General features: G+C 40.0%; 12 protein-coding genes. 4 read left to right on the top strand and 8 right to left on the bottom strand.

From position 1 onward, the window contains the following. Positions 1-148: 148 nt before the first annotated feature. Positions 149-598 carry a GNAT family N-acetyltransferase gene (locus tag N5852_RS12775; RefSeq protein WP_262099771.1) on the bottom strand — a complete coding sequence of 150 codons (450 nt, stop codon included), beginning with the start codon at positions 596-598 and terminating at the stop codon, positions 149-151. 153 nt (positions 599-751) lie between these two features. Then, the gene (locus N5852_RS12770) at positions 752-1,306 is read right to left on the bottom strand and encodes an RNA pyrophosphohydrolase (protein WP_262098146.1); all 555 of its coding nucleotides are present in this window, start codon (positions 1,304-1,306) and stop codon (positions 752-754) included. A gap of 304 nt (positions 1,307-1,610) precedes the next feature. Here N5852_RS12770 and N5852_RS12765 point away from each other — a divergent pair, with 304 nt between their 5' ends. Both N5852_RS12765 and N5852_RS12760 read left to right on the top strand, forming a co-directional pair. Next, positions 1,611-2,378 carry a hypothetical protein gene (locus N5852_RS12765; RefSeq protein ID WP_262098145.1) on the top strand — a complete coding sequence of 256 codons (768 nt, stop codon included), beginning with the start codon at positions 1,611-1,613 and terminating at the stop codon, positions 2,376-2,378. A gap of 404 nt (positions 2,379-2,782) precedes the next feature. Further along, positions 2,783-4,183, top strand: a complete 1,401-nt coding sequence (locus tag N5852_RS12760; RefSeq protein ID WP_262098144.1) for a TrkH family potassium uptake protein — start codon at positions 2,783-2,785, stop codon at positions 4,181-4,183. Here the strand turns inward: N5852_RS12760 and N5852_RS12755 are convergent. Continuing rightward, entirely contained in the window at positions 4,158-4,916 is a 759-nt protein-coding gene (locus tag N5852_RS12755; RefSeq protein WP_262098143.1) for an SseB family protein, read from the bottom strand. The two genes, N5852_RS12760 and N5852_RS12755, sit on opposite strands and share 26 nt — an antisense overlap. 41 nt (positions 4,917-4,957) lie before the next feature. Beyond that, positions 4,958-5,869, bottom strand: coding sequence for an enhanced serine sensitivity protein SseB (locus N5852_RS12750; RefSeq protein ID WP_262098142.1), 912 nt, complete (start codon positions 5,867-5,869; stop codon positions 4,958-4,960). Between the two features lie 219 nt (positions 5,870-6,088). On the opposite strand from N5852_RS12750, the gene ubiA reads away from it, so the two are divergent. Beyond that, complete coding sequence (ubiA, locus tag N5852_RS12745) at positions 6,089-7,078, top strand: 4-hydroxybenzoate octaprenyltransferase (RefSeq protein WP_262098141.1); 990 nt, start codon at positions 6,089-6,091, stop codon at positions 7,076-7,078. 277 nt (positions 7,079-7,355) lie between these two features. Here the strand turns inward: ubiA and carB are convergent, their stop codons facing one another. From carB to N5852_RS12725, 4 genes are all read right to left on the bottom strand, one after another. After that, the gene (carB, locus tag N5852_RS12740; protein ID WP_262098140.1) at positions 7,356-10,844 is read right to left on the bottom strand and encodes a carbamoyl-phosphate synthase large subunit; all 3,489 of its coding nucleotides are present in this window, start codon (positions 10,842-10,844) and stop codon (positions 7,356-7,358) included. Positions 10,845-11,496: 652 nt separating this feature from the next. Then, entirely contained in the window at positions 11,497-12,852 is a 1,356-nt protein-coding gene (locus tag N5852_RS12735; RefSeq protein WP_262098139.1) for an APC family permease, read from the bottom strand. Between the two features lie 12 nt (positions 12,853-12,864). Further along, positions 12,865-13,752, bottom strand: a complete 888-nt coding sequence (locus tag N5852_RS12730) for an acetamidase/formamidase family protein (protein WP_262098138.1) — start codon at positions 13,750-13,752, stop codon at positions 12,865-12,867. Between the two features lie 398 nt (positions 13,753-14,150). Further along, positions 14,151-15,176 (bottom strand): threonine aldolase family protein, encoded by a 1,026-nt coding sequence (locus tag N5852_RS12725; RefSeq protein ID WP_262098137.1) that lies wholly within the window; start codon positions 15,174-15,176, stop codon positions 14,151-14,153. A gap of 538 nt (positions 15,177-15,714) precedes the next feature. Here N5852_RS12725 and glmM point away from each other — a divergent pair. Then, positions 15,715-17,067: a phosphoglucosamine mutase gene (gene glmM / locus N5852_RS12720; RefSeq protein ID WP_262098136.1), complete on the top strand. Its 1,353-nt coding sequence runs from the start codon at positions 15,715-15,717 to the stop codon at positions 17,065-17,067. The last annotated feature ends 178 nt before the right edge of the window (positions 17,068-17,245 follow it).

Raw genomic sequence — 17,245 nt, 5'->3', positions numbered from 1 at the left:
ACCCTAATTACATGTTATCGTTTGTTTGGATCATCTGATAATTTTTACGGAGAGATTAAATGCTTTGTCTATATACAAAACCATTTTTATAAAAAAATGGAGCGCTTTTATAAAACGCTCCATAATTTATAAATACTGGGTTGCACAATTAATCAAAGCGAATGACGTAGCTTGTCCAGTCGCCGCGAGAGGCAATTTGTTCATAAAGCTTTTTGCCATCTTCAGGAAGGCGGGGGGCATTGAGTACCAGTTTTGCCCAGCTGCGATCATCGGCTTTTTCACACAAAACATCAATCATGGCTTTGGCAACGCCTTTGCCTTGATGGGCATGATGGACATGGATATGGTCAACTTGGCCAGCTCTTAAGCCCGATACCGGTTCTGGCAAATCATAAAAAATGGTAAAACCAATAAGCTCTGTTCCTATCCATGCGCCCACCACTTCAGCTGAACGGTCTTGCAAAAGTTGCTCTGCATAAAAATCATCGGGGCGGCGCGGTGCGCCTCGCTTTAAAGCTTGCGCATAGCTTGCAAGCAAAGGCGCAAGTACATGCGCATCTTTAAGGTGCAAGAGAGAAATGTCGACATTGGAACCCATATCGGTCTGGACGGTCATTTTTGCCTCCTATATGGCTAGACAAGGTTTTAAAAACCCTTGTAGCCTTTTAAAAATACAATAATCTTATTTGGCTTTTTGCAAAAAATACAATAAAAATGAATATTAATTTAAACAGTATATTTGCAATTTTTATCACTTATTTGCCTGTTTTATTTGCTCTTCTATGGGTGCAAATTGTCGCACAATACCCTCATAGACGGATTTTTTAAACGGTACAACAAGATCAAGCATTTCTGCAAGATCAACCCATTGCCAACTATCAAATTCTGCCGTATTGCCAGCTGGCGGTGGGTTAATTGCAACATCGCTATCTGTCCCTTCAAAAGCAAAGGCAAACCATTTTTGCTTTTGGCCGCGATATTTACCCTTCCAAGTAATACCAATAAGATGTTCAGGCAAATCATAGTTAAGCCAATCATCAGCCTCTTTTAAAAGGCTAACTTTTTTAATGCCGGTTTCTTCCCATAATTCGCGCAAAGCTGCTTCATAAGGATCTTCGCCTTTATCAATGCCGCCTTGCGGAAATTGCCAAAAATTATGGGCTCCACTTAATTCGCTACCTTCAATCGGTAAGCGTCTGCCTGCCCAAACCTTGCCAAGCCTATTGAAAACAACAATGCCAACACAAGGGCGGTAGGGTAGATCCTTAGCATTTAGGGTAAGGTCCTTTTTTTCCTTTTTGCTCATAAGGCAAGTTCCAATCATTGCTTAGCTGTCGATGTCTATTCATTGGTAATTTATAATAGCTTTTTAATGCTTGCCAATTACAAAGATTATAAAAATCTCAAATGTGGCAATATGCCCACAATAAAATTGTGTGATTTACATAAAAAGGCATATCCGATTTTTATCGAAATTTTTAATAGATGAAAATACAAATAGTTTGGATTATAACTTAAAACTTGCCTTTTTTAGTTATAATATTTATTAATAAAGTATAAATAGGTTTTTAATTTATACTGAAATTGAAAAATATATAGTGGGCTGTTAGATGAGAAAAATATCCTATGTTATGAGTATATCTGGCTCATTAGTTTTTCTCATTGTCTTTTTAGCTTCTTTTACTATGCCCTTTTTGATTGAGAGCTGGGGAAAGGGACTTATTGTTGCTGAAGTACAGTCACGTGTTGAAACAAGCGTCAAGCGTGCTTTTGATAGCAAAGTTAACAATTATGTTGCCCGTAGAACCAATTTAAATGAAGCACGCATTGCAGCCATTGATAAGCTATTAAAAACGACACTGCCCACTAAGGTTCAAGAAATTTCGGCCCGCATGCGCGATCCTAGTTGCACATGCCGCGCTATTTTTAATAGACTTAAAACAAAGAGCCTTATTACCGAGCGTTTTAATTTACAAAACATCAATGAAAAGCTTACCAATGTCATTGAAGTCAAATATGCGGAAGTGACCTCTGGATTAATTAAAGAAGCGCGTATTTTTAGTAGTGCTAATTTATTGGTATTTTTAGCTCTTGGCCTCATTACGTGGTGGCGACCTAAGGCCAATATCCATCTTGTTTTGCCGATTATTATTTTGCTTGGCTCTGCCTTATTGGTTGGCTATTTTTATTTATTTCAGCAGGACTGGATGCATAGCATTATTTTTAATGATTTTGTTGGGTTTGCTTATTACGCCTATCTATCTATAGCGATATTTTGGCTTATAGATATTGTATTGTGGCATGGCTTTATAACCCGCCTTATCATTGAATTAATAACTTCAGTTTTTAATCACGCTGTCTCGGTTCTTCTTTGCTAGAGCGCTTTTCGATCTGACTGAATCAGATCGGCGCTCTAATACTTTGTTTACACCGCGTTTTTTGTCCGAAAACCGCTTCACACTTTTCGGAAAACGCTTTAATAGAATAGTCAGTTTGCCCTTTAGCCGAATACATTTTCACTATTATGTCTAAGAACATATGCTTATGCTGGTGGCTTTAAACCCAGTTGTTTTTATATGAAGGTGTTGGAAAAAAATTGGACTAATGATAAAAGAGCTATAAATATGTAAAATATCGGGTAATTTAGCTCAATTAATAATTGGCCAAGATATAGTTTTTAGTTTAATACCGCCCCACGCCATCAATATTATTTACAGACCAAAATTGAGGTTTCATCATTTTTCGATTCATTGCCAATATTTGCGCCCGCTTTTCGCTGATTATGGCTGCTGCAATGCTGTTACCGGCTCTTGCCGACATTAGGCAAGGCAATGATGATTGGCAGGTTTTTATTTATGCCAGCCTTTTAACCTTTATGGTCGCCACTTTGGTTTTAGTATCAACCCATGGGGCAACTGCACGGTTTTCAACACGGCTTGGCTTTTTATTAACCGCAAGCCTTTGGGTGACCGCCTGCTTTTTGGGGGCATTGCCAATTTTCTTTTCCCATTTGCCGATAAGTTTTGCCCAAGCAATTTTTGAATCCGTGTCAGGGGTAACAACAACAGGTGCAACTGTACTTGCTGATCTTGACGTTAAGCCAGCAGGAATTTTGCTTTGGCGCTCACTCTTATGCTGGATTGGTGGTATCGGTTTTATCGGTCTTGCGCTTTTGCTGCTTCCCTCACTGCGCGTTGGCGGCGTCCAGCTTTTTCATATGGAATCATCTGATCGATCAGAGAAGATTCTGCCACGCGTTAATCAAATCGCCAATGCGATTATCATTGCCTATTTGTCGCTAACTGTTTTATGCACACTTTGCTATTTTGCCGCTGGCATGAATATGTTTGATGCGCTTAATCATTCGATGACAACCGTTGCAACTGCAGGTTTTTCAACCCATGATGATTCACTAGGGTTTTATGCCGATCAACCGATGATTATTGTTATTGCTACAATTTTTATGCTGGCATCGGCTATGCCGTTTGTGTTTTATGTTAAAATGGTCATCGGTCATAGCAAACAACGCTTTTATGATCCGCAGGTTAAGCTGTTTTTATCCATCGTCGCAATTGCCAGTTTTGTATTAGCTTTATCATTAAGCGTCACCCGTGATGAAGCTTTTGGGGAAGCTTTTTTAACCGCTCTTTTCCATTTTGTGTCAGTCATAACCACTACCGGTTATGCAACTGAAGATTATGCCAATTGGGGGCCATTAGCGCTTGGTATATTTTTCCTTGCATCTTTGATTGGCGGTTGTTCTGGCTCTACCTCTGGCGGTATTAAAATCAACCGTATTATTATTTTATGGCGTTTAACCGCTGCTAATTTAGCACGTTTATTATCGCCAAATGTTGTGGTTAAAGTGCGCTATGGTGGCTCAGAAGTGTCGGGCGATATTGCTCAGACGGTTTTGCTGTTTTTATGTCTTTATATGACAACGCTTATTCTTGGCGCTATGCTATTGGTCATTACTGGCTTAGATTTTGTTTCTGCAATCAGCGGTGCACTTACGGCTTTATCAAATGTTGGCCCAGGTTTTGGTGATAAAATTGGCCCAGTTGGAAATTTTTCTACAATTGAAGATAATAGTTTATGGATCTTGTCGTTTTTAATGTTGGCTGGCCGACTTGAAATTGTAACTATTTTTATTCTGTTTATCCCGGCTTTCTGGCAAAGATAGGATCATAGTTTAATATTGCTAAATTAAATGGGTGTGTTGTGCTGCTTAAAATCTTTAAGCTGGCTTTTCCAAGGAATGGTTTGCAAAGCGCCAATAAGTGCTGATTTAGATTTTGATCGCGTGCGTTATTGCCCATGTTATCTAGCGTGTCATTAGCAGCAATAATGAGTAAAAAGCTTTCTATGCCTTCCATGTCTATGGTTGCGGCCCAAACACTGCTTATCCAGCTTGTTTTGTTAAATTCGTTGAGCAGTCCTTGTAAAAGCTCAAGTGAAAAATCACCTTGCTCAAGTGGTGTCATCGCGACATAAGTTTGTGTGTCGCTTACTGTATCGCGTATTTTGTCGGTGCCCATTTCAACTTGATGAAACAGCTCATTGGCAAGTATGAGATTATCGCTGGCAGGGTTAAGGATTAGTGCCGTTTCATCGTCCTGAAAAGCCTTCATCACTTGGGATAATTCTTTAAAGCTAAACGGCTTTATAGTAATATCATCATTTTGCGATGGATGATATTGTTGCCAGTTTTGAAAATATTGAGGATTATTAAAGCCGAGTAGGTATTTAGCACCATTTGCGTCTTGTTGAATAAGGAATTTTTGAGTATTAGCAGATTTTCGCCTGTTATGAGGAGTCTCAGCAAGATAAATGATCTGTTTTGATAGAGCATGCAAAAATGCCTTTTGATTGGCTAGGCTTTTGTCTTTTTTAAGTTCCTCTATAAGTTTTTGCATTAAGACAGTCCTTTATCAACGCTTCACAATAGCAAAATATTCTAGTTAGCGCGTATGAAAATTGGCGCAAATTGTTCAACAAGGGACTTAAATGGCTCTTGCTCAGCTGGTACGACGACCGCCTTTTCAGTTTCACCAATATATGGCGCGCAAATATCTAAGATTTTTGGAATAATATCACCAGGATGGCCAGATGAATCGGCAATTAATGTAAAATATTGCTGCTGTTCCATGACCATAATAGCTGCCCAGACGGCGTGAATTTCTACGGTATTTTTGAAAAAAACTGTCAATTGATTGACTAGGTCGCCCGATAGATCAGTGATTTCAAGCGGTTGCAGTGTGGCGTTTGTTCCTTTACTGCTTTCGTCGTGTAAGCGAGCTTCAACAATAGCCATTTTAAAAAATTCGTGTTTAACTAAAAAATCCTCACTTTTTGGGTTGATAAGGATACCATAGGGCTCGTTTGGTGTTTCCATGATTAGGGCGCATAAATTTGCAAAGGCAATTAAATTTGGTTGCGATTTTGGTTCACTAAGGTTTGCGTTATTATCATTTGGATGTTGCCAAGCATTGAAGTGATCCATATCGGTAAATATGAGATAATATAACTTATCATTTCTTCTCGTAAGGGCTATGCCAAAATCTTTGTTATTGCTTTGTTCATCTTCAGGATGGTCATATATCACCTCATCACTCTTCTCCATTGCACTTAGCTGGGTTGTGACAAGGATAAAACGCGATTCTTTCATAAGGTTTTGAAATCTTATGCGGTTTTCAGCGGTTTCTTCATCTTTTAAGGCGTTGATGGCTGCAATTAACCCCGGATTTGCAATTATAGGTAAATCATCATTTATGGTGGGTAAAATAGCATCTTCACCCGTTGGAAACTGCCGCTCGCTAATTTTTTTGTCTAATTTATTGCTAAAAAGATTTCTAATTTTATTAAACATATTTATTTTACCCCTACTTATTTTTTTAAAGTTGAAAACCTTACATTATAATGGGTTGCTTATATTTTATTGCCTTAAAAGTGCATCACTCCGCAGTTTTAAACATAAGGTGTTAACTTGTCAAAAACAGCTAATCACTGACATATTTTTAACGTGCAATTCCCATTATATTCTGGCATGTTGGCGTCAAAATAATGTTATAAAAGGATAACTTGCACCATGCAAGGCAAGCAAAATACATCGGATATTCAATCGGATACACAGCAAGGGCGTGTAAGAGATGCGCCGTCCAGTCATTGGGTTTACCGCTTGTTGCCACGTGGATTTTGGCCCTATGCACAATTGGCGCGCTGGGATAGGCCAATTGGTTGGAAGCTTTTAATGTGGCCTTGTTGGTGGTCAGCGGCGCTGGTCAGTGTTGCTGGTAGTCATCATGGCGCGCAATTCATGAATGTTATGCCATCGCTTTGGCATTTGTTTTTGTTCTTTATTGGGGCGGTTGCCATGCGCGGCGCAGGCTGCACTTATAATGATTTGGTTGACCATAATATTGATAGTGCGGTAGAGCGCACCCGTTCACGCCCGCTACCATCGCGGCAAGTTAGCCGGATTCAAGCCAAATTATTCTTATTGTTGCAATGCGTCATTGGATTGTTGGTACTTTTACAATTCAATGCCTTCACTATTTATTTAGGGCTTGGGTCGATTATCATTGTCGCTATTTATCCATTTATGAAAAGAATAACCGATTGGCCACAATTCGTTCTTGGGCTTGCATTTAATTGGGGAGCCTTAATGGGCTGGGCGGCTGTTAAAGGTTCGCTCGATTGGCCACCAATTTTGCTTTATATCGGTTCTGTCATGTGGACAATTGGCTATGATACTATTTATGCCCACCAAGATAAGGAAGATGATGCGCTGGTTGGTGTGCGTTCTACAGCTCGGCTTTTTGGTGATAAGACCAAACTTGCTTTAACCTTGCTTTATAGCGGCATGCTTATTTTTACTTTTGCCGCGTTTCTTCTTGCTCATATACCTTCAATCGCCTTTGTTGGCTTGTTGCTTGCTTTTATCCATATGATTTACCAGATAAAAGTTCTTAATATAGATGATCATGAGCAATGCTTAAAATTGTTTTTATCCAATTCATTTTTAGGGTTTTTGATTTTTGCTGGCCTTATTATTGGCGGCGTTTGGGTATCTCTTTAGATATTATTAAAATCTGTGTTAAGGTTACGCGTCATAAAGGCTAACTATCTTGTTAAAATGCTGCTAAATTCTTGCGTGAAAACTACTTTAAAGCCTGTGCTTTTAAGTTCAGTTATCTAAGGGCAAGATCTTAATTTTTGAAAAATGATAGTTTCTCGATAGAGCTATGAATGATTGCCAATAATCTATAAATAAAAAATCAAGTATCGCTTTCACGCTAATACTTGATTTTTTTAGTTTTAATAGTCTTTTTCCTGCTAAAAATTACAATGTAAATTTATGCAATGAAATATTCTTGCAATGCGCGCACTTCCAGCGAGCCAGCATTTAAGGCTTCAATTGCTTCTGCTACTGATTCAGCACCAGATATGGTGGTGTAATAAGGTACTTTTTGTAATAAGGCAGCAAGGCGAAGTGATTTTGAATCTGATACCGCACTTGGGCTATCGGTGGTATTAAAGATAATATGCACCTGACGGTTGCGAATGGCATCTTCAATATGTGGATGGCCTTCTAAAACCTTATTGATTTTGGTAGCTTCAACGCCATTTTCGCTCAAGAATTTTTGCGTGCCGCTTGAAGCAAGAATAGAAAAACCAAGGGCTGCCAATTGCTTGACTGGTTTTAGTACCCGCGCTTTATCACTGTCACGCACAGAAACAAATAAAGTACCAGAGCGAGGAAGATCTACACCAGCACCGAGCTGTGCTTTGGCAAATGCCATAGCAAAATCATAATCGAGACCCATAACCTCACCAGTTGAGCGCATTTCCGGCCCAAGCAAGGTATCAACTCCAGGGAAACGAGCAAACGGAAATACTGCTTCCTTAACCGCAATATGTTGGCGCTTTGGTTCGATTGGCTTGCCACCATATTGATTATATGCGCCATCCAATTGTTCGCCAGCCATAATGCGGGCAGCAATTTTTGCAACAGGGCGGCCAATGGCTTTTGCAACGAATGGCACAGTGCGTGATGCACGAGGATTAACCTCAAGCACATAGATAACACCATCTTTAATCGCATATTGCACATTCATCAAACCACCAACATGCAATGCCTTAGCAAGTGCTGCTGTTTGGCGTTCTAATTCTGCAACAATTTCAGCAGACAAAGTATGGACTGGAAGCGAACAGGCCGAGTCACCTGAGTGGATACCGGCTTCTTCAATGTGCTCCATAATACCAACAACTGTCGTATTAGTGCCATCGCAAAGGCAATCAACATCAACCTCAATAGCATTGGTCAAATAGGTGTCGAAAAGCAATGGGTTTTTGCCAAGCAAAGTATTGATTTGCCCTGTCTTATCATTTGGATAGCGCGCTTTAATATCTTCTGGTACCAATTCTGGAACTGTATCAAGAAGATAGTTTTGCAAATTACGTTCATCATTAATAATTTGCATAGCGCGGCCGCCCAAGACGTATGAAGGGCGCACAACCAATGGGAAACCAAGTTCTGTTGCAATCAGTCGCGCTTGCTCGACTGAATAGGCAATACCATTTTTCGGTTGGGTTAAATCAAGCTTTACCAAAAGCTTTTGGAAGCGATCACGATCTTCGGCTAAGTCAATTGCATCGGGTGATGTGCCAAGGATTGGAATACCAGCCTTTTCAAGTGCTGCAGCCAATTTCAATGGCGTTTGACCACCAAACTGAACGATAACACCGACAAGCTCGCCTTTTTCCTTTTCTGCTTCAAGAATGGATAGCACATCTTCGGCAGTTAATGGTTCAAAATATAGGCGGTCTGATGTGTCATAATCGGTTGAAACGGTTTCAGGATTACAATTAATCATAATTGCTTCATAGCCAGCATCACGCAGTGCAAAGGCAGCATGGCAGCAGCAATAATCGAACTCGATACCCTGACCAATACGGTTTGGCCCACCACCAAGAATAACCACCTTTTTACGGCTTGATACTTGCGCTTCTGAACGTGTGCTACCAGCAAATGGCAATTCATAAGTTGAATACATATAGGCCGTTGGCGAAGCAAACTCTGCCGCACAGGTATCAATACGCTTAAATACTGGCTTAACATCGAGGCTCTGACGCAAATTAGCAACAAAATCTGCATTTTTGCCAACTAGTGTACCAAGGCGCGCATCCGAAAAGCCCATGGATTTAAGCATACGTAAGTTTTCTTGATCTTCTGGTAATCCATTAACGCGAACACGCTCTTCCATTTGGATAATGGCGTAAATTTGCTCCAAGAACCATGGATCAATACGGCTAATTTGATGAATTTCTGCTAGAGTTAAACCCATGCGCATGGCTTGAGCGACATAACGCAAACGATCGGGCGTTGGCGTACCAATAGCTGCCCGAATGGCATTTTTTTCGTCGCCTTCTTCATGCTCTGGCACCAAAATTTCATCAAGCCCAGTTAGACCTGTTTCTAAACCGCGTAAAGCTTTTTGCAATGATTCATTAAAAGTACGACCAATCGCCATAACTTCACCCACCGACTTCATAGCTGTGGTTAGAATATTAGAAGCACCATGGAATTTTTCAAAAGCAAAACGCGGAATTTTCGTAACCACATAATCAATTGATGGCTCAAATGATGCTGGCGTTGCACCGCCAGTAATATCATTTTCAAGCTCGTCCAAAGTGTAGCCAATGGCAAGTTTTGCGGCAATTTTCGCAATAGGAAAGCCAGTTGCCTTGGAAGCAAGCGCAGACGAGCGCGATACGCGCGGATTCATTTCAATAACAATCAAGCGGCCAGTTGCTGGATCAACAGCAAATTGCACATTAGAACCGCCGGTTTCAACACCAATTTCGCGCAAGACGGCGATAGAGGCATTACGCATGATTTGATATTCTTTGTCGGTAAGCGTTAAGGCTGGCGCAACAGTGATTGAGTCGCCAGTATGAACGCCCATCGGATCAATATTTTCAATTGAGCAGATGATGATGCAATTATCCTTGCGGTCACGCACCACTTCCATTTCATATTCTTTCCAACCAAGAACGCTTTCTTCAATCAAAACTTCCGTGGTTGGCGAGGCATCAAGCCCACCTTCAACAATTTCATAAAACTGAGTACGGTTATAGGCAATACCACCGCCTGTGCCGCCAAGAGTAAATGATGGGCGAATAATTGCTGGCAGACCCACATGATCCAAAGCTTGACCAGCCTTACCCATACCATGGGCAATATAGCGTTGTTTACGCGCTGCTGAGCCTAGTTGCCATTTGGTTTCAAGTTCGTCTAAAGCCTTGTTGAGTGCATCACCCGATAATTCATTGCGCAAACGAGCGCGTTCTGCTTCATGGCTTGCGCGGTCTTCTTCTTTGATTTCTGTTGCATTAGCAAGCATAGAGCGCGGTGTTTCAAGCCCTATTTTTTTCATCGCTTCACGAAACAGTGCGCGATCTTCGGCCTTATCAATGGCTTCAGCATTAGCACCAATCATTTCAACATTATAGCGATCAAGAACCCCCATGCGCTTAAGGGAAAGTGCGGTATTTAATGCAGTCTGCCCACCCATGGTTGGTAAAAGTGCGTCTGGCCGCTCTTTAGCAATAATTTTAGCAACCACTTCTGGCGTGATTGGCTCAATATAAGTTGCATCAGCAAGGTCTGGATCGGTCATGATTGTTGCAGGATTGGAATTTACCAAAATTACGCGGTAACCTTCTTCCTTCAAAGCCTTACATGCTTGCGTACCGGAATAGTCAAACTCACAAGCCTGTCCAATAATGATGGGACCCGCACCAATAATAAGAATGGATTTGATATCAGAACGTTTTGGCATGGCGCTTTTTCCTGTGGCAAACGCCCGAGCGGCTTTGATACCGTCGGGTTGATAAATTTCTAACATATAAGGCTAAGTGTGTTTTATATGCCAATTAGACATGAAAAGTAACCCCCAAAATGCAATCATGTTTTTTTTCCCCGCATAAATCACATTGATGCAAAATACCAATTATACTTAGTCTATTGATTATTTGCTAAAACCACCGTTCTGACAAGGCCATATGCAAATGCATATGGCCTTCCCCACCCACTTGAAAAGCAAAATATGTTTAATTTACAAAGCAACCATCCATATGCCAATGGTGGCGACAAAAAGCATAATAGATACAAATGAAATCATATCATAAATAAGGTCTGACATTCGATTCTCCATATTCATTATTTGTATTATTTATGTTCCCTTTTTGTTCTTGAGTCAAATATTTTTTTGTGATGGATAAATTTTTGCTCTTATTGGCATGGTTTTATTATTGATTTGGTTTACAAAATTAATATCGAGCGGTTTTTTAATATGCATAATTTGGGTTTTAGATGAACGTAAATTTTAAATAAAATAGATTTAAAAAAGTAAGAGCACTTTACCGCTTTTACATGGGTAAAGTGCTCTTGCTATCGTAGAAAGTTCAAAATAGTTGAGATTTGGCAATAATTTACATTTTTCCAATCGGGCCTGGTAATGTTTTATAGCCTTTACTAATAATAAAGCCGATAACCAAACCAATGAAGAGCCACGTAAAACCGATTATTTGGGTGGTCTTATCAAAGTTTAACCAGACATATCCTAAAATGCTAGCACCTATAAAAGGCAAAATTACATAATTGATAATGTTTTTTAAGCCTTTGCGATTTTTCTCTTTTATATAGAAAAACCAAAATACCGCAAAGTTGAGCATTACAAAGGAAGATAAAGCGCCAAAATTAACCAGCTTTACCAAAAGCTCTATATTGAGAGTTGTCGCGCAAACTAACGACAAGCCTGCAATAAATAATGTGCTAATGTAAGGTGTTTTAAATTTGGGGTGAACTTTTGCTAATAAGGGTGGAAGGAAGTGATCCCTAGCCATACCAAAAATAATCCGTGACGAGGCTGCCTGAGCTGCCATGGTGTTGGCAATGCCTACGGCAATAATATTCATGACCAAAAGAAGAATTTTTAACCAGCCACCACCTGCAATATAGGCAGCATCAAAAAAGGCTGTTTCAGAATTCATCTTGGTATAATCGGGTTGAATTAACGTTGCAACATAGGTTTGTAAAATGAAAACAAAGCCAATGAGAAATAGAGCAGTTATGATTGCTCTCCCAACAGTTTTTTCGGGGTTTTTGGTTTCCTCAGCCAAGGTGCTAATACCATCAAAACCTAAAAACGAAAGAGCAGCAATTGTGACCGCCGCCGCTATAAATTGGATATCAATTTTACCAACTTGATAAAAGGGCTCGATGGATAATTTACCTGCGCCGCCGCCATTTAATACATACATCAAGCCGATTACTATAAATATGGCAAGCACCACGATTTCTAGTAAAAAAATCAGAATGTCCATGATTGCTGTATATTCAATACCGCGAATATTAATTAGCGTATTTGCAATTATAAAAATAACAATCCACATCCACATTGGTGTTCCAGGCATTAATTCAACGCACCAAGTAGCGGTCATTAAATATAGTAAGCTTGGTACAAAGATATAATCGAGCAGAATGAGCCAACCAGCCACAAAGCCAACATGAGGATTAATACCGCGTTGTACATATGCATATACCGAGCCTGCGATAGGAAACCGGCTACTCATTTTCATGTAACTTAGTGCGGTAAAAAACATGCAGATTATGCCAACAAGATAAACGAGTGGCGTCATGCCATGGCTATCTTTACTAATATAACCAAATATGCTCATAGGCGCGATAATCACCATGAAAAGCATGCCATAAATTACCAAGTCTTTATAGGTAAGAACGCGGTTCAGACTTTGTTCATAACCAAATTTCTCAATTGAATCGCTCATTGATTGCACTCTCTAAAAACTAGGAAGCAAAGGCTTGCCAGCCCGCTTTGGTACGCCGATACGAACGACAAGTTCAATCGCACAGGGTTTGCAAGCTTGACAGATTTCAACATTGCCCTGAATGGTAAGATAAAGGTAGCAGTCGGTTAAATCCCAGCCATAAGCCTTAGAGATAAGTTGCTGAATTTGAGTTGACGCATATTTTAAGGCAACTGGATATTCATGGTCACTTGCAATTGTGTACCAAGTGTCTTTTGTTTCAAGAACGGGCCATTCAAGTGGGGTATTTTTGATGACATTCACTCGTACTTTTACTTCGCCAGCAATTTCCAAACCGGTGCCGCAAAGTTCTCCATCGCCCATAATGGCATGCAAATCACCAAGAGCAAATAAGGCTCCTGCAACATTGACTGGAAAGTAAAGTCGAACACCTTTTTGGATAAAGCGGCAATCCATATTACCACCGTGACGCCCTGGAAAACCACAAGCAACAGGTTTATCCTTTGGAGCGACACCAATAACCCCGATCATGGGACTAATTGGAATTTCGATATCATTAAAAAGTGCTTTATCATTTTTGATATGAACAACTTTTGTCCGCGTTTCTTGGGTTTCGTGTAATGGTCCACAACCGGGCAAGGTTGTTATGACGCCTTGGTCGCCAACCTTTATATCGAGAATATCGACAACGAGTATATCACCAGCATCGACACCTTCGATGAAAACAGGACCAGATGCTGGGTTTGCCTCATTATAATCAAAGCCAGTTATAAAATCATTTTCAGTTTTGATTTTATTTGAAAAACAATCCTTGGTTTTAAATATTAGTTCGCTTCCCAACGCCGCATGATGAACGGGCTTATTATCAGCAGAAAAAGCATAAACAACTGAATCAATCATATTATTACCCTCTATGAAAATTAATTTTAGGTAATATTTATTAAGCTATTTCGATTTTTGGGAAAAGGAAAAAAGGATCTTATTGCCGTTTACCCTTTAAAATTGCTGTCAAATTTTATTGAACCAGTAAAGTTAAAACTGCTTATAGCTACCATTTAAAGATTTTAAAAAATAACGAGATAGTGATTAAAGGAATAAAATGGATAGATTTTGTAAATTATGAGGGTAATTGCCCAAAAATTACTCTTTGCATAAGGCCATTTTTCTGAAGGCTGTCTTTGGAGTTTAAATATCAAAAATTGGCGATGTAGCACTAATAGCTTGAATGAATATACCCAAAGCGGATGCTGTATAAGATTGCAGCCTCCGCTTTTTAAGGAAAATTAATAGTCCTAACCCTATATAATAGCGAGTAATTGATCAATGTCGGCTTCGTTGGTTGCCCAACTGGTGGCAAAGCGTACCACTGTATGACTATCGTCATAGGTTTCCCAAAAGCTGAAGATTACTTTTTTAGCCAATTCGGCCATTTTATCATTTTCAAGAATGATGAATTGCTGATTGGTTGGCGATTGATAAAAAAAGCGATAATTTTTATCAGTAAAGCCTTTTTTGAGCTTTTCGGCCATATCGATTGCATGTTTGCCAAGGTTTAAATAAAGATTATCACTGAATAAAGTATCAAACTGGATACCAAGAACGCGCCCTTTGGCAAGTAAAGCGCCTTGCTGCTTAATGAAGGTAAAGAAGTGCTTAACCAAGCCCTTTTTCGGAATAACGATAGCTTCACCAAATAATGCACCAACCTTAGTACCACCAATATAAAAAACATCACAATATTGCGCAATCACTTCCAAAGTGACATCGGTATGTCTCGCAGCTAGTCCATAGCCCAAACGAGCGCCATCAAGAAAAAGCGGGATATTATGCTGTTGGCAGATATTATGCAGATCTTGCAATTCTTTAGCGCTATAAAGACCGCCATATTCAGTAGGGTGGGAAATATAAACCATTCCTGGCCTTACCATATGGGCATTATTGCCATCCTTATTGAAGACATCCATAAAATCACTGACAGATTTTGCACTAATTTTGCCGTTTTCATGGGGTAAAGTTAGAATTTTATGACCGCCAGCCTCAATGGCGCCGGCTTCGTGGGTGGCAATATGGCCCGTTTCAGCTGCAATAACCCCTTCATAATAATGTAAAATACCCTTGATCACTGTTGCATTGGTTTGCGTGCCGCCAACAAGAAAATGAACTTCTGCATCGGGGCATTGACAAATATCCCTTATTTTTTGCTTGGCTTTTTCACAGTAAGGATCAAGGCCATAGCCGTTAGTTTTTTCCATATTGGTTTTCATAAGGTTTTCTAAAATAAGCGGATGAGCGCCTTCTAGATAATCAGAGCTAAAATTGAGCATTAATTTACCTATAGAATTGGTTAAGAGTAGAGTTGAAAAAATCAATCTTGACGAGTCATAATTTAAAGCATTTTTAGCAAAATTTGAATCAAGTTTTGTGTTTGGGCATTACACCAAGTTAGAGCAGGTTACCCGCTTGACAATAAGTAGTAGCGCTGCAAGGTAGACCTAATCTCTTTAGATTAACAACATAATATTGTCATCGCGATTATCTGAATGGAACATACAACGAAACTTTTATAAGGATTGTGCTAAAATGGCAATTTTATTAAAGTGAGTTATTCATGATATTGAACTATTTTTCAATGCTGATACAGAGGAATTATCAACAGCCTATGTTATTTGCTTAAGGAGCGATTAACTTCGAGCAAGACTTTATATGATGTAAGATTAAACTTATATGCTATTTTCAAAAAATTAACTTGGCTATTATATTATTGCTTTCAGCATTTGCAGGATAGTTTCTAATCATGTATGCAAATTGCGAAATAAAAGTGTAAATTGCATTAATTACACGCCTTGTGATGAAAGTGACAGCATGGCTAGAAAATATTTTGGCACAGACGGAATGCGTGGCAAGGCCAATAGCTTCCCGATGACACCTGAAATTGCGATGAAAATCGGTATGGCAGTCGGTATTTTATTTCGCCGTTCTGGTTATAAAAATCGTGTTGTTATTGGCAAGGATACAAGGCTTTCCGGCTATATGCTTGAAAATGCCTTAGTGGCTGGTTTTACTGCTGCTGGTGTCGATGTCTTTTTATTAGGACCAATTCCAACCCCTGCTGTCGCCATGCTTTGTCGCTCTATGCGGGCCGATATTGGTGTGATGATTTCCGCCTCCCATAATCATTATGCCGATAATGGCATTAAGCTTTTTACGCGTGATGGTTTTAAACTTTCCGATGCGTGGGAAGAGAAGATTGAGGATCTTATTGAAAGTGATATGACATCATTTTTAGCTGGCTCTCGTGAAATTGGCCGCGCTAAACGTGTTGAAGGTGATATTTATCGCTATATTGAATATGCAAAACGCACAATGCCGCGTGATGTGCGCCTTGAAGGTTTACGTATTGTTGTTGATTGCGCTAATGGTGCTGCTTATAAAGCCGCACCGCTTGCTCTTTGGGAGCTTGGCGCTGAGGTTGTTACTATTCATGATGAACCCGATGGTTTTAATATTAATGAAGACTGCGGCTCAACCCATCCTATTTCCTTAATCAAAAAAGTGCATGAAGTGCGCGCCGACGCTGGTATTGCGCTTGATGGTGATGGTGATCGGGTATTGATGGTAGATGAAAACGGTCAGGTTATTGATGGTGATCAGCTTATGGCCGTTATTGCCGAAAGCTGGTATAATAATGGCGATTTGCGCGGTGGCGGTGTTGTCGCAACTGTAATGTCTAATCTTGGTTTGGAACGGTTTTTGGGTGGTAAAGGCTTAACCCTTGCTCGTACCAAGGTTGGCGACCGCTATGTGGTTGAACATATGCGCAATCATGGATTTAATGTTGGCGGCGAGCAATCAGGCCATATTGTTTTATCTGATTATGGTACTACGGGCGATGGTCTTGTTAGCGCATTACAAGTGCTTGGCTGCTTACAAGGTTCCAATAAGCCAATGAGCAAGCTTTGCCATAAATTTGAGCCAGTACCGCAATTGCTTAAAAATATTCGCATTAGTGGTGGCAAGCCGCTTGAAAGCGAAAATGTGCAAGCAGCGATCCGTGATGGTAATGAAAAACTCGGGAAAAATGGTCGCCTCGTTATTCGCCCATCAGGGACAGAGCCGCTTATAAGGGTTATGGCGGAAGGTGATAATCTTGGTCTCGTTGAGCAGGTGGTTGATATGATTATCGACGCTATTTCTGCCGAGCGTGCAGCTGCTTAAACATGTTTTTCAAGATAAAGCCATTGACGCATTTTTAAGTGCTGTTAATGGCTTTAGTCTTTCACGCTAAAATATATTTTTGACGCTATGTCTGGCGCGTTAGGTCTTTAGCTGGTTTGGTCGACTAAATGAACTCGTATAATCTTCAAATTGCAAGCTCTCAAACCCGCGGTTTTAA

The sequence above is a fragment of the Bartonella sp. HY328 genome, from assembly GCF_025449335.1.
In the GTDB taxonomy this organism is placed as follows: Bacteria; Pseudomonadota; Alphaproteobacteria; order Rhizobiales; family Rhizobiaceae; genus HY038.
Note: the sequence above shows the minus strand (reverse complement) of the source record. Positions and strands in the feature narration are given on the sequence as shown.

Coding starts and splice junctions, on each gene's coding strand:
- glmM (WP_262098136.1), top strand. CDS start 15,715: ATGGCTAGAAAATATTTTGGCACAGACGGAATGCGTGGCAAGGCCAAT.
- ubiA (WP_262098141.1), top strand. CDS start 6,089: ATGCAAGGCAAGCAAAATACATCGGATATTCAATCGGATACACAGCAA.
- N5852_RS12755 (WP_262098143.1), bottom strand. CDS start 4,916: ATGCAAAAACTTATAGAGGAACTTAAAAAAGACAAAAGCCTAGCCAAT.
- N5852_RS12735 (WP_262098139.1), bottom strand. CDS start 12,852: ATGAGCGATTCAATTGAGAAATTTGGTTATGAACAAAGTCTGAACCGC.
- N5852_RS12725 (WP_262098137.1), bottom strand. CDS start 15,176: ATGCTCAATTTTAGCTCTGATTATCTAGAAGGCGCTCATCCGCTTATT.
- N5852_RS12775 (WP_262099771.1), bottom strand. CDS start 598: ATGGGTTCCAATGTCGACATTTCTCTCTTGCACCTTAAAGATGCGCAT.
- N5852_RS12765 (WP_262098145.1), top strand. CDS start 1,611: ATGAGAAAAATATCCTATGTTATGAGTATATCTGGCTCATTAGTTTTT.
- N5852_RS12760 (WP_262098144.1), top strand. CDS start 2,783: ATGGCTGCTGCAATGCTGTTACCGGCTCTTGCCGACATTAGGCAAGGC.
- N5852_RS12770 (WP_262098146.1), bottom strand. CDS start 1,306: ATGAGCAAAAAGGAAAAAAAGGACCTTACCCTAAATGCTAAGGATCTA.
- carB (WP_262098140.1), bottom strand. CDS start 10,844: ATGCCAAAACGTTCTGATATCAAATCCATTCTTATTATTGGTGCGGGT.
- N5852_RS12730 (WP_262098138.1), bottom strand. CDS start 13,752: ATGATTGATTCAGTTGTTTATGCTTTTTCTGCTGATAATAAGCCCGTT.
- N5852_RS12750 (WP_262098142.1), bottom strand. CDS start 5,869: ATGTTTAATAAAATTAGAAATCTTTTTAGCAATAAATTAGACAAAAAA.